Raw genomic sequence first — 12,418 nt, 5'->3', positions numbered from 1 at the left:
GCTCGCAGGCTCGCGGCGGGCCCCTGCAGGAGGGCCGGGGGCAGAGGGTGCTTCACCCGATGATCTCTGCCCACAGCGCGGCGTACTCCGGGACCGACGCGAGGGGCGGGCGCTCGTCGACGGCGACGGCGGTGCTGCGCGGCACGAAACCCTCCCCGTCGTGCCGGAACTGGGTGAGCAGTCCGTGCGCTCCCCGGATCGGCGTGCGGGCGAGCACGGTCGAGACCACCTGCCCCGCCATGGCGCCGAGGGCCTCCTGGCTCTGCGAGGTGTGCCGGCGCACGCCGAGGTCGACCTGGGCCAGGGCGCCGAGCCCGTGCCGCTCCAGCAGGTCGACCAGCAGGCCCACCTCGACGCCGTAGCCGGACACGAACGGCACCTGCTCGAGGGCCGAGCGCCGGCCGGCGTACTCGCCGCCGAGCGGCTGGACGAAACCGGCCAGCTCCGGCCACAGCGCGTTGAGCAGCGGCCGCGCGGTCAGCTCGGTCACCCGCCCGCCGCCGGCCGGCTGCTCGACGCCGCCGACCGCCAGCGGCCGGGTGTAGCAGCCCTTGACGTAGACGACCGACGGGTCGCTCAGCAGCGGGGCGAGCAGGCCGGGGACGTAGTGGCGGACGTCGCCGAGCAGGTCCGCGTCGAGGAAGACGACGAGGTCGCCGCCGGTCGCGGCGAGCGCCTTCCACAGCGCCTCGCCCTTCCCGGGCCGGGTGCCGTGGCCGGGCAGCACGTCGGTGGTGGCGACGACGTCGGCGCCGGCAGCGCGGGCCACGGCGGCGGTCTCGTCGGTGGAGTCGGAGTCGACGACGAGCAGCTCGTCGACCAGCGGGACGCGGCGCACCCAGTGCTCGTGCAGGTCGGCGACGAGCCCGCCGACGGTCGCGGCCTCGTTGCGGGCGGGCAGGACGACGCTGACGCGATGGCCGCCGCGTCGCTTGGCCCGCAGCAGGGCGGCGGGATCGAGGTCGTCGAGGGAGGTGGCGGACGACGTGCGGTGCTCGAACCAGGCGCGGGCATCGGGTCGCATCGGCCCACTCTCGGGGACGATCCGGTCTCGCCGCCACGGGGGCGCGACGCTGTTCACCTGTTCGTCACGGACCCAGCACGTTTCGTGCCCGAGCCGTGACCTGCGCTCACACCGGGGCGGTCGCCTCGCGCAGCGCGGTGGGGCTGTCCGGGCCCACCGTCGCCCCCTCGCCGGTCGGCTCCGGGTGGCCGAGGTCGGTCAGCCAGCCGCGGAACACCCGGTGCAGCCGCTCGGCGCCGACCACGTCGCCCGGCGCGGCGAACGACCGCGGGTGCACGACGAACCCGCGCTGCTGCGGGCCGCCCAGGCCGCCGTGCGAGCCGACGTGCGGCTCGAACGGGGAGGCCTCGTCGGTCTCCGGGTCGTACCGGCTGTTGATCACCACGTCCGGGCAGTGCGGGAAGGACGACGTCCGCGCGACCAGCGCCGCCGCGTGCGGGCCGTAGGGCGCCAGCGGGTCGGCGCCGAGCACCTCGCCGGTGGCGATCCGGTGGAGGCCCTCGCGGCCGAGGACGACGGGGCCGTGCTCGAGCGTCTGCACGAGCAGGAACCCGACGCCGTCGTGGTCGACCAGGCCGGGCAGCAGGTCGGGCCAGTGCCGCTCGATCTCCTCCAGCGGCACCCGGCCGGGGATGTCAGGGAATGACACCATCGCCGTGTGGCCGGAGACGGTGCACACCACGCCGGGGGCCACGCGGGTGACCTTCTCCGGCCCGGCGGCGGGGTGCGCCGCGTGCTCGGCGGACTCCCCGCGCTCCACCCGCTCGCGCAGCCGCCGGGCGATCGGTCCCCCCGACTCGGCCAGCGCGGAGGTCACCTGCCACCCCTCGACGGGACGGCGGCTGCTGGCCGGGCGGGGCAGCGCCTCCTCCGCCGGCGGCACCCCGCCGCACAGCCGCCCGACCAGCTGCTCGATCGACTCGCCGAACCGGTCGGCGAACGCCCAGCCCTGGGTCAGGCCGTGGTCGGAGAGGCAGACCAGGTGGTACTCCCGCGGCGCCAGCGACGTCGCCCGGTGCAGCCGGCCGATCTGCTGGTCGATGCTGCGCAGCACCTCGAGGGAGTCGAAGCGCTCCACCCCCGAGTGGTGGCCGACCTCGTCGTAGCCGAGGAAGTCCGCGAACACGACGGCCCGCCCGGCGAGCATGTCCTCGATCAGCGCCGAGACGACGACGTCGCGGGTGATGACCGTGGTCGCCGGCCGGGCCAGCGGGTAGATGCCGCCGCGGGAGACCCGCGGCCGCACGTCGGCCCGCCGCTCCCGCGCCGCGGCGCGCAGCTCGCGCACCACCTCGAGCACCGAGACGCCCAGCGTGCGCAGCGCGTTCACCGGGTTGGCGAAGTAGGCGTAGTAGCCCGTGCCGACCCGGTCGCGGGCCCGCCGCGCCCGCCGGGAGGACCGCGGCACCACGTGCGCCAGCGAGCTCATGGTCAGGGTGACGTGCGCCGCGTCGCCGGTGAACAGGCTGCCGTGCGCGGCGCCGTCGCCGGCCAGCAGGCCGCGCCCGTCGGAGTGCCGGCGCTCGATCTCGGCGGCGTCCATCGGGCGGGCCGCGGCCAGCACGTGGTCGGTCTCCTTCTCGTACCAGCGGAACCCGAGGATGTCGTGGTTGGAGCCGTGCAGGATGCCGCAGACGCTGGCCGCGGTCTGCGAGCTCCAGTCGGTGTGCCAGCAGGTCAGCACGTGGCTGCCCGAGCGCAGCCAGCCGGCGAGCGTGGGCATCAGCCCGTCCCGGACGGCGCGGCGCACGGTGTCGTAGCCGAGCCCGTCGATCTGCAGGAAGAGCACGCCGGGCGGCGCGGGTTCCCGGCCCGCCCCGCGGGCGGCCCGGCGGCGGGCGCGCCGGAAGAACACCTCGTCCTCGTCGACGGCCAGCACGCTGCTGATGACGCCGGCGACCCCGGCCATCGCCAGCGCGACGACCACCGCCGTCCCCAGGGTGGCGACGACGACGCCGGGGATGGCGAAGGAGATCGCGAGCACGCCGGCACCCATGAGCGCGAACCCGCCCAGGCCGAGCGTGAAGAACGCCAGCGGCAGCGCCACCCGCATGACCAGCGGCCAGACGACGGCGGCGAGCACGCCGAGGATGAGCGCGAGCACCGGCGGCTGCCACCACGAGCCGAGGGAGAACTTGCGCATCCCCGCGTCGAGGGCGAGCAGCGCGCCGGTGGCGGCCGCCCAGGTCAGCAGCACGCGGGCGAGCGTGCGGCCGGTCTGCAGCAGCCGGCCGGCGGGCGCCGGGGTGCTCACCGGGTCGGCTCCTTCTCCCGTTCCGCCCGGCGCCTGCGCCGGCGGGTGGAGACCAGGTTCACCAGGCCGCTCACCAGGAGGATCAGGACCGCGGCGATCAGCGTCGCGATCAGCGGGTTGTCGAACAGGCCGCCGGAGAGCACGCCGAGCAGGGCGTAGGCCACCGCCCACAGGAACGAGGCCAGCAGCGCGGCCGGGACCAGCCGCCGCCAGGGGTAGGCCAGCGCGCCGGCGGCCAGGAGCACCGGGATCCGCCCCGCGGGCAGCAGCCGGCCGACGACGACGATCTGCCAGCCGTGCGTGCGGAACTGCTCGCGGACCTCCTCGATCCGGTCGGCGTGCTGCCCCCGCGACACCCAGCGCACCGCCGACGGCCCGCCGAAGCGGCAGATGCCGAAGGTGACCAGGTCGCCGGAGAGCGCGGCCACGGTGGAGACGAGCAGCACCAGCGGCAGCGAGAGGGAGCCGGCGCTCACCGCCACCGCCGCGGCCGCGCCGACCACCGCGCCGGTCGGGACGACGGGCACGATCGAGCCGAGGAGCACGCCCCCGAACAGGACCGGGTAGCCGAGGGACGACGCGTCGGTCCAGCTCACGGCGAGCGCGCTCATGTCGCGGTCACCGGCCGCGGCACGCGCCCGCCCGGCTCGACGTGCACGACCCTCGTCGGCAGCCCGCGCCGCGCCACCGCGGCGGCGAAGGTGCGCGGCGGCTCGACCAGGACCCGGCGCATCCGCCGCCGCAGCCGGGGCAGCAGGTGGCTGCCGCCGAAGGCGAACGTGCCCCAGTGCACCGGGACGGCGATCCGCGGCCGCAGCCGGGCGACCGCCTCCGCCGCGCGCACCGGGTCGAGGTGGCCGTGGCCGAGGTTCGGACCCCAGCCCCAGACCGGCAGCAGCGCGACGTCGATGCCGAGGCCGCCGAGGAAGCTCATCGAGTCGAACAGGTCGGTGTCGCCGCTCGCGTAGACGGTGCACCCGTCGGCGCGGATCAGGTGGCCCATCGCGCGGGTCTGCGGCCCGTGCTCGAGCCGCGGCCCCCAGCGGTGGCCGCTGTGCCGGGCGTGCACGCCGGTGATCGTCAGGTCGCCGTCCCGGAGGGTCTCGCCGGGCGCGAGCTCCTCGACGTGCGCGAAGCCCTTGCCGCGCAGCCACGCGCCCGCGCCGCGGGGGACGACCATGCGGGTGTCGCCGAGCAGGCGCAGCGAGGGCAGGTGCAGGTGGTCGCCGTGCAGGTGGGAGAGCAGCACCAGGTCGACGCCGGCCCAGGACGCGGCGTCCGGCGGCGGGACGACGCGGCGCAGCGGGCCGATGCTCGGGGTGAGGACCGGATCGGTGAGCACCGTGCGGCCGGCCAGCTCGACGCGCACCGTCGAGTGGCCGAGGAAGTGCAGGTCCGGGTCGCTCACGCCCGCCAGTATCCAGCGGCCCACCGACGCTCCGGATCCGGTGATCACCCCATTTCCCCCTGACTTGCCGGGGCTTTCCGTACCGAAAGCCCGTCAGGGGAGCAGGGCGGGGGTGGCGAGGAGGGCGGCGACCTCGGCCGAGGTCAGGTCGCTCGGCGCGACCCGGCCCGCGACGAACTGCGCGCCGGCGGCCAGGGCGCCGTCCCGCGCGTCGACCGTGTCGACCCCGTCGGCGACGGCGGTGAGCCCGAACGCGTCCGTCGTCCGCACGATCGCGGCGAGCACGCGCAGGGCGCGCGGCAGGTCGTCGCGGACGGCGAGGGTGGCGACGTCCACGCGGACGGCGTCGAGCGGGACGCGGGCGAGCAGCGCGAACAGGCTGTGCCCCATGCCGTAGCCGGTGAGGCAGAGTCGCACCCCGCTGCGGCGGACGGTCTCCAGCGCGGGCACCAGCCCGGCCGGCGAGGTCAGCAGCGTCTCCTCGGTGAGCGTGAGGGTCAGCCGGGACGGTGCCAGGCCGGCGGCGTCCAGCGCGGCGGCGATCTCGGTGATCACGACCTCGCCCGGCAGCTGGCTGGCCGGCAGGCGCAGGACCAGCCCGACGTCGCCGTCCATGGCGGCGATCTCGCGGGAGGCGCGGCGGATGCCCCAGCGCTGCACCTCGAGCAGCAGGCCCTGCCGCTCGGCCAGCGCCCACAGGTCCTGCCCGTCGATCCGGCCCAGCTCCGGGTGCAGCCAGACCGCCCGCGCCTGCACCTGGGCGACCCGGCCGTCGAGGGCGGTCACGGCGTCGTAGCGCAGCTCGAGCTCGCCGGCCGCGAGGGCGGCGGCGAGGTCGAGGCGCTCGTCGAGGGCGACCGCGGACTCGCCGGCCACCCGCACGCACCCCTTGCCGGCCCGCTTCGCCGCGCGCAGGGCGGTGTCGGCCTCGCGGAAGGCGACCTGCCCGCCGGCGACGCCGATCCGGGCCACGCCGACCGACGCGCCCACCGCGAACGACCGCTCGCCGGTGCGGTGCGGCAGGGCGAGCGCGTCGACCACGCGCTGGGCGACCTCGACCGACTCGTCGAGGGTGCCGCTCACGAGGACGGCGAACTCGTCACCGCCGAGGCGGGCGACCAGGTCGTCCTCCCGGATGACGGTGGACAGCCGGCGGGCCATCTCGACCAGCAGCTGGTCCCCGGCCTCGTGCCCGGCGACGTCGTTGACCGCCTTGAACCCGTCGAGGTCCAGTACCAGCAGGCAGCGCTCGGCGGTGCTGTCGTCGGCGAGCTCCTCGAACAGGTGCGCCCGGTTGGGCAGCGCGGTGAGGTGGTCGGTGTAGGCCATGCGCTCGAGCTCGCGCTCGCGGCGGCGCCGGGTGGTCACGTCGCGCAGGTGCAGCACCCGCCGGCTGCCGGGCCGCTCGGACGACGTCGCCTCGAGCTCGCGGTCGCCGACGCGGACGTGCAGCTCCGGGCCGTCCGGGCGCAGCAGGGCGGTGCGCACGAGCTCCCGGTCCTCGGCGTGGACCAGCTCGGCGAGCGGGACGTCCTCGGCCTCGCCGGCCAGGCCCAGCATCGCCCGGGCGGCGGGGGAGACGAACAGCAGGCGCAGCTCGTCGTCCACGATCGCGACGCCGTCGGAGCTGGACTCGACCAGCTCGCGGAACTCCTCCTCGCTGCGGACGAGGTGCTCGGTGACCTCGCCGTCCTCGCGGATGCGCAGGACCAGCCGGACGGCGAGCAGGGAGAACACGCCCGCGACGCCCAGTTCCGCGCCGCGGCTGAGCGGCTCGTGCTGCAGCACGCTCAGCGCGAAGGCCGCCGGCAGGGTGAGGACGGCGACGACGAGCAGCACCAGCCCGACCGGGCTGACGCGGGCCGCGGAGGCACGGGCGCTGCGGTCGTCGTAGGTGTCGGGCGCGCACAGGGCGGCGAGCACGGTGGCCTGCAGCGCGAGGGCGACGGTGAGATCCGAGCCCGCGGTCCACAGCGGGGACGGCGCGACGATGGCCATCGCCTCGCAGAAGGCGGCCGCCGCCTGCAGCGCCACGGCGAGGACCATCGTGGTGACCGAGCGGCGCAGGGCCGCGGTGGAGACGGTGCACAGGGCGGTGCCGACGCCGAGCGCCGCCGCCGCGTAGCCGCCGTAGGTGAGGACCAGGGAGCGCAGGTCCTCCGGCGCGCCGACCGGGTTGACCAGCGGGGTGCGCAGCACCTCGGTGACGACGAGCAGGGCGGTCGTGACCATCGCGCCGTCGACGGCCAGCGCGCCCCAGCGGGTGCGGCGGACCCGCCGGACCAGCATCGCGCAGGTGACCAGCGGTGCGGTGGCGCCGAGGAAGAGCAGGACGTCGTCGACGCCGAACCCGTCGAACTCCGGGCCCGGGAAGGCGCCGGCCAGCAGCTGGGCGACGGCGAACAGGGATGCGGCGGCACCCATCACCCGCCACGGGCGGGCGGCGGCGCCGGACATGGTGCGGGTGCGCCGGAACAGCGCCCACGCCGAGCTCGCGGCGACGCCGGTGAGGACGAGTTCGTCCCACTGCATCCCGGTGCCGTCGGGCGCGCTGAAGGGCACGGCGGCGGCCAGGCCCAGCAGGCCCACGAGCAGGGTCCAGCGGACGCCGCGCGGGAGGCGGGTGCCGCCGCGCGCGTCGTCGCCGGACTGCCCCGGACGGGGCGCAGTGCTCACCCAACGGGAGTCGGAACCCGACGGTGCCGGCTGGAGAGTGGTTGCGGGCCGTTCACCCGAAAGAGGAGCGGCTTCGGGTCGTTGCGGGGACGGCGGGGCTTGGGCGGGGCAGGACCCGTGACGATGTGCGTGTTCGGCGCACTTCCGCGCCGGAGATGCGCCGCTTCCGCACACCGTCCGGCGTCAGGCGGTCAGGTATGGACCGAAGCCGCACGGCGACGGTCGTGTCCGCGAAGATCCGATTCGCGCGACCGGGACCGCACGGCCACGATCGGCGCATGATCCTGGGGGACGAGCTGCGGGAGGCGACACCTCGGCCGCAGCGGACCGAGGGCCGGCCCGCGCCGGCCGCCGATCTGCGCGCGATGGCGCTGCACCTGGAGACCGCCGCCGCCCTGGACCTCAAGGCCCACCGGACCACCGATCCCGAACAGGTCGCGACCCTGCGCCGCCGCGCGGAGCAGCGCCGGCGGCAGGCCGCCCGCATCCGCGCCCGGCTCGCCGCCGAGGGCGCCGCCGTCCCGGAGGGTGCCGCCGTCCCGTAACCCCCGCCCGTGCAGGTCGGCCCGGGGTCGTACGACCAAAGTCCTTGACGCTTCAGCCAGCTTTGGGGGTAGTGAACCGTCCGGTATCGGCGCAGCGTGTTCCTCGTAGGCGCGAGGAGGAGCGAGCCATGCCGTGGTGGGTCTGGGTGCTGATCGCGTGGTTCGTCGTCGCGATCGCCGCTGCCCTCTTCTTCGGCGCCATGGCCAACACGGTCAAGGAGTGCGAGCAGGCCGGCCGGCTGCCCCGGGACGACGGCAGGGAGGGAACCTTCCACGATGTGGCCTGAGGTGTACCCGCACGCGACGGCCGGCGTTCGGCCCGCTGTCCCCCGCCCGTCACCCGCGACCCGGACGGTGCCGGCGTGATCCTCGTACTTCTCGGGGCGTGGCTCGCCGCCGCGGTGCTCACCACCGCGGTCTTCTCCCTCATCATCCGCGGCGGCGCCCTCGAGGACCGCGCCAGGGGATACGCGCAGCCCGGCGGCGAATCGGGCGCGGTCGTCGGCGTGCCGTAATCCCGCAGCAGTGGCAGGCTCGCGGACGTGAAGACCTGGCTCGACGCGTGGCCGGTGTACCGCCAGCTGACCGGCAACGACCCCCTCGGCCGCGGCAAGGCGGCCCGCAGCAAGGCGACCGAGCAGGTCGTCTCGCGCACCGCCACGGCCGACCGCGTCGTGCAGAGCGTCTGCCCCTACTGCGCCGTCGGCTGCGGGCAGCGGGTCTTCGTCAAGGACGAGCAGGTCGTGCAGATCGAGGGCGACCCGGACTCGCCGATCAGCCGCGGCCGGCTGTGCCCGAAGGGCAGCGCGAGCAAGCAGCTGGTGACCAGCCCGACCCGCGTGACGACGGTGAAGTACCGCCGTCCGTACGGGACGGAGTGGGAGGACCTCGACCTCGACACGGCGATGGAGATGATCGCCGACCGCGTCCTCGACGCGCGCCGCAAGGGCTGGCAGGACACCGACAACGGCAAGCGCGTCAACCGGACCATGGGGATAGCGAGCCTCGGAGGGGCGACCCTCGACAACGAGGAGAACTACCTCATGAAGAAGCTCTACAGCGCCCTGGGCGCGATCCAGATCGAGAACCAGGCGCGCATATAGCACTCCTCCACGGTGCCCGGTCTGGGTGCCTCGTTCGGCCGTGGTGGCGCAACCAACTTCCTGGAAGACCTGGAGAACTCCGACTGCATCGTCATCGAGGGTTCGAACATGGCCGAGTGCCACCCGGTGGGCTTCCAGTGGGTCGGTGAGGCCAAGGCGCGCGGCGCCAAGGTCGTGCACATCGACCCGCGGTTCACCCGCACCAGCGCGATCGCCGACCTGCACGTGCCGCTGCGGATCGGCAGCGACATCGCCTTCCTCGGCGGGCTGATCAAGTACGTGCTCGACCACGAGCTGTACTTCAAGGAGTACGTGGTCGCCTACACCAACGCCGCGGCGCTGGTGAGCGAGGACTTCGTCGACACCGAGGACCTCGACGGCCTCTACTCCGGCTTCGACCCGGACAGCCGGCACTACGACGAGGGCAGCTGGCAGTACGAGCCGGAGGAGCCGCCGCACTCGGGCTCGGACCACCCGCAGAGGGCCGACGAGCAGAAGGCCGTCGAGCAGCACCCCGACGTCAAGGCGTCCGACCGTGCCCAGGCCGCCGGCAGCGGCGGGCCGCCGATCCCGGCCAAGCCCAAGCGCGACGAGACGCTGCAGCACCCGCGGACGGTCTTCCAGGTCCTCAAGCGGCACTTCGACCGCTACACGCCGGAGATGGTCAGCGAGGTCTGCGGCATCGAGCCCGCGGTCTTCGAGCAGGTCGCCCGGTGGGTGACGGAGAACAGCGGCCGCGACCGGACGACGGCGTGGGTCTACTCGGTGGGCTGGACGCAGCACAGCGTCGGCGCGCAGTACATCCGCACCTGCTCGATCCTGCAGGCGCTGCTGGGCAACATCGGCCGGCCCGGCGGCGGGATCATGGCCCTGCGCGGGCACGCGAGCATCCAGGGCTCCACCGACATCCCGACCCTGTTCAACCTGCTGCCGGGCTACCTGCCGCAGCCGCACGCGCTGCAGCACCAGACGCTCGACGACTACGTCGCCGACGCGGCCGGCAAGGCCGGGTTCTGGGGCAACAAGCGGGCGTACACGGTCAGCCTGCTCAAGGCGTGGTTCGGCGAGCACGCGACCGCGGAGAACGACTACTGCTTCGACCACATCCCGAAGATCGACGGCGACCACAGCTCCTACCGCACCGTCGCCGACATGATCGCGGGCAAGGTCCGCGGCTACTTCCTGGTGGGGGAGAACCCCTCGGTCGGCCATCCGAACAGCCGGATGAACCGGTTCGGCCTGGCCAACCTCGACTGGCTCGTCGTCCGCGACCTGCAGATGATCGAGTCGGCGACCTTCTGGAAGGAGGCCCCGGAGATCGAGACGGGCGAGCTGGCGCCCGAGACGATCGGCACCGAGGTCTTCTTCATGCCCGCCGCCACGCACGTGGAGAAGGAGGGCACCTTCACCCAGACGCAGCGGCTGCTGCAGTGGCGGCACAAGGCGGTCGAGCCGCCGGGCGACGCCCGCAGCGACCTGTGGTTCTACTTCCACCTGGGCCGGATCCTGCGCGAGCGGCTGAAGGACTCCACCGATCCGCGCGACCGCGCGCTGCTGGAGCTGACCTGGGACTACCCGACGATCGGCGAGACCGCCGACCCGGACGCCGAGGCCGTGCTGCGCGAGATCAACGGCGTCGGGCCCGACGGCAAGGCGCTGAACTCGTACATGCAGCTCAAGGACGACGGGTCGACGTCCTCCGGCTGCTGGATCTACTGCGGCGTCTACGCCGACGAGGCCAACCAGTCCGCCCGGCGCAAGCCCGGCCGCGAGCAGGGGCCGGTGGCGCTGGAGTGGGGCTGGGCCTGGCCGCTCAACCGCCGGATGCTCTACAACCGCGCCTCGGCCGACCCCGACGGCAAGCCGTGGAGCGAGCGGAAGAAGTACGTCTACTGGGACGAGGACGCCGGGAAGTGGACCGGCGCCGACGTCCCCGACTTCGAGCCCGACAAGCGGCCGGACTACGTGCCGCCGGAGGGTGCGCAGGCGCAGGCCGCGCTGGCCGGCAACGACCCGTTCGTGATGCAGGGCGACGGCAAGGCGTGGCTGTTCGCGCCGTCCGGCCTGGTCGACGGCCCGATGCCGACGCACTACGAGCCGGCCGAGTCGGTGGTCGAGAACGCGTTCTACAAGCAGCAGACCAACCCCACCCTGGAGCAGATCGAAGGGCCGTGGAACCGCGCGAACCCGACCCGCAGCGACGTCTTCCCGTTCGGCGTCACCACCTACCGGCTGACCGAGCACCACACGGCCGGCGGGATGAGCCGCACCCTGCCCTACCTGGCCGAGCTGCAGCCGGAGTTCTTCGTCGAGGTCAGCCCCGAGCTGGCGGAGCTGCGCGGGCTCACCAACGGCGAGTACGCCACGCTGATCAGCGCACGGACGGCGGTGGAGGCCAAGGTGCTGGTCACCGAGCGGGTGCGGCCGATCCGGCTGCGCGACGGCACGGTGGTGCACCAGATCGGCATGCCCTACCACTGGGCCTACAGCGGCATCTCGACCGGCGACTCGGCCAACGACCTGCTGGGCATCGTGCTCGACGCCAACACCCACATCCAGGAGTCGAAGGTGTCGACCTGCGACATCCGGCCGGGTCGGCGTCCGCGCGGGAGGGAGCTGCTCGAGCTGGTGGAGTCCTACCGGCGGCGGGCCGGCGTGCAGTCCGGCCGGGTGGGCCTCAACGGTCGCGCCCCGGTGGAGGCCTCGACCGGCGAGGAGACGACGTGACGGCGGGGAGTGCGTTACGGGAGGACGGCGACCGCCTCGGGCAGCGGGATGGCGAGACCGGCGGCGAGCAGGCCCCGATCGGCGCTGACCAGAGGACAGTCGAGGGCTCGCGCCGCCGCGGCCCACGCCGCGTCGTAGTACGTCAACCGGTGCTGCTCACCCAGGCGGGCCGCCTCGGCCAGCCAGGAGGGGGCCGGGTGGACGAACGGTCCGCAGAGCCGCCGCAGCAGCTCCACCTGGTCGACGACCTCGCGCGCGGGCTGCCGCAGCGCCCGCAGCAGCACGTTGCCGAACTCGTAGACCGCCAGGTCGAGCAGCAGGACGAGGGCAGTGCCCCCGCGGTGCGCGTCCAGGAGACGGCGCGCAGCCTCGACATCGGATTCGCCGTCCTCGTGCACCCACTTCAGGACGACCGAGGTGTCGGCGAGGAAGATCACCGGTTCCGCTCGGCGCGGACGACGTCAGCCGCCTCGAACGCCCCGGCGCCGCGCAGCGCGGCGCGTGCCCGCTGCAGGGCGGCGTCCAGCTCCTCGGGGCCCTGCTGCTCCAGCTCACGCCGTGCCGCGGTGGCCAGCAGGGCGCTCCGGGTACTCCCTCGTCGCGCGGCTTCCCGGTCGAGGTCGGCGAGCAGCTCCGCGGGCAGGGAGACCATGACCTTGGGCATGCCGCAAGGATATCCGC

10 protein-coding genes and 1 pseudogene are annotated in these 12,418 nt (G+C 74.5%); 4 read left to right on the top strand and 7 right to left on the bottom strand.

The features are described from left to right. Positions 1-52 precede the first annotated feature (52 nt). The 5 genes from ACWIYF_RS26845 to ACWIYF_RS26825 all read right to left on the bottom strand — a co-directional run bounded on the left by ACWIYF_RS26845 (position 53) and on the right by ACWIYF_RS26825 (position 7,362). On the bottom strand, positions 53-1,024 hold the full coding sequence (locus tag ACWIYF_RS26845) for a glucosyl-3-phosphoglycerate synthase (protein WP_448625877.1): 972 nt from the start codon (positions 1,022-1,024) through the stop codon (positions 53-55). A 106-nt stretch (positions 1,025-1,130) separates the two neighbouring features. Beyond that, positions 1,131-3,278: a phage holin family protein gene (locus ACWIYF_RS26840; protein ID WP_448625876.1), complete on the bottom strand. Its 2,148-nt coding sequence runs from the start codon at positions 3,276-3,278 to the stop codon at positions 1,131-1,133. Further along, on the bottom strand, positions 3,275-3,889 hold the full coding sequence (locus tag ACWIYF_RS26835) for a DedA family protein (protein ID WP_448625875.1): 615 nt from the start codon (positions 3,887-3,889) through the stop codon (positions 3,275-3,277). The genes ACWIYF_RS26840 and ACWIYF_RS26835 overlap by 4 nt, the downstream gene beginning before the upstream one ends. Continuing rightward, positions 3,886-4,686 carry an MBL fold metallo-hydrolase gene (locus ACWIYF_RS26830; RefSeq protein WP_448625874.1) on the bottom strand — a complete coding sequence of 267 codons (801 nt, stop codon included), beginning with the start codon at positions 4,684-4,686 and terminating at the stop codon, positions 3,886-3,888. The genes ACWIYF_RS26835 and ACWIYF_RS26830 overlap by 4 nt, the downstream gene beginning before the upstream one ends. A 93-nt stretch (positions 4,687-4,779) precedes the next feature. Then, positions 4,780-7,362, bottom strand: coding sequence for a diguanylate cyclase domain-containing protein (locus ACWIYF_RS26825; RefSeq protein ID WP_448625873.1), 2,583 nt, complete (start codon positions 7,360-7,362; stop codon positions 4,780-4,782). Between the two features lie 278 nt (positions 7,363-7,640). Between ACWIYF_RS26825 and ACWIYF_RS26820 the strand changes: the two genes are divergently transcribed. From ACWIYF_RS26820 to fdh, 4 genes and pseudogenes are all read left to right on the top strand, one after another. Continuing rightward, positions 7,641-7,907, top strand: coding sequence for a hypothetical protein (locus tag ACWIYF_RS26820; RefSeq protein WP_448625872.1), 267 nt, complete (start codon positions 7,641-7,643; stop codon positions 7,905-7,907). A gap of 128 nt (positions 7,908-8,035) precedes the next feature. Next, entirely contained in the window at positions 8,036-8,194 is a 159-nt protein-coding gene (locus ACWIYF_RS26815) for a hypothetical protein (protein WP_448625871.1), read from the top strand. A gap of 75 nt (positions 8,195-8,269) precedes the next feature. Beyond that, positions 8,270-8,422 (top strand): hypothetical protein, encoded by a 153-nt coding sequence (locus ACWIYF_RS26810; RefSeq protein ID WP_448625870.1) that lies wholly within the window; start codon positions 8,270-8,272, stop codon positions 8,420-8,422. A 27-nt stretch (positions 8,423-8,449) separates the two neighbouring features. Beyond that, positions 8,450-11,668, top strand: a pseudogene (fdh, locus tag ACWIYF_RS26805) (formate dehydrogenase); the annotation flags it as partial. An 83-nt stretch (positions 11,669-11,751) separates the two neighbouring features. On the opposite strand, the gene ACWIYF_RS26800 reads toward fdh, so the two are convergent. Beyond that, the gene (locus tag ACWIYF_RS26800) at positions 11,752-12,174 is read right to left on the bottom strand and encodes a type II toxin-antitoxin system VapC family toxin (protein ID WP_448625869.1); all 423 of its coding nucleotides are present in this window, start codon (positions 12,172-12,174) and stop codon (positions 11,752-11,754) included. Further along, entirely contained in the window at positions 12,171-12,401 is a 231-nt protein-coding gene (locus ACWIYF_RS26795; RefSeq protein WP_448625868.1) for a CopG family ribbon-helix-helix protein, read from the bottom strand. Before ACWIYF_RS26795 ends, ACWIYF_RS26800 begins: the two co-directional genes overlap by 4 nt. Positions 12,402-12,418: the final 17 nt, after the last annotated feature.

The organism is Geodermatophilus sp. URMC 64, assembly GCF_053502555.1.
The sequence above is the reverse complement of the archived record's forward strand: the minus strand, read 5'-3'. Positions and strand labels throughout refer to the sequence as shown.

Coding starts and splice junctions, on each gene's coding strand:
- ACWIYF_RS26795 (WP_448625868.1), bottom strand. CDS start 12,401: ATGCCCAAGGTCATGGTCTCCCTGCCCGCGGAGCTGCTCGCCGACCTC.
- ACWIYF_RS26815 (WP_448625871.1), top strand. CDS start 8,036: ATGCCGTGGTGGGTCTGGGTGCTGATCGCGTGGTTCGTCGTCGCGATC.
- ACWIYF_RS26835 (WP_448625875.1), bottom strand. CDS start 3,889: ATGAGCGCGCTCGCCGTGAGCTGGACCGACGCGTCGTCCCTCGGCTAC.
- ACWIYF_RS26845 (WP_448625877.1), bottom strand. CDS start 1,024: ATGCGACCCGATGCCCGCGCCTGGTTCGAGCACCGCACGTCGTCCGCC.
- ACWIYF_RS26820 (WP_448625872.1), top strand. CDS start 7,641: ATGATCCTGGGGGACGAGCTGCGGGAGGCGACACCTCGGCCGCAGCGG.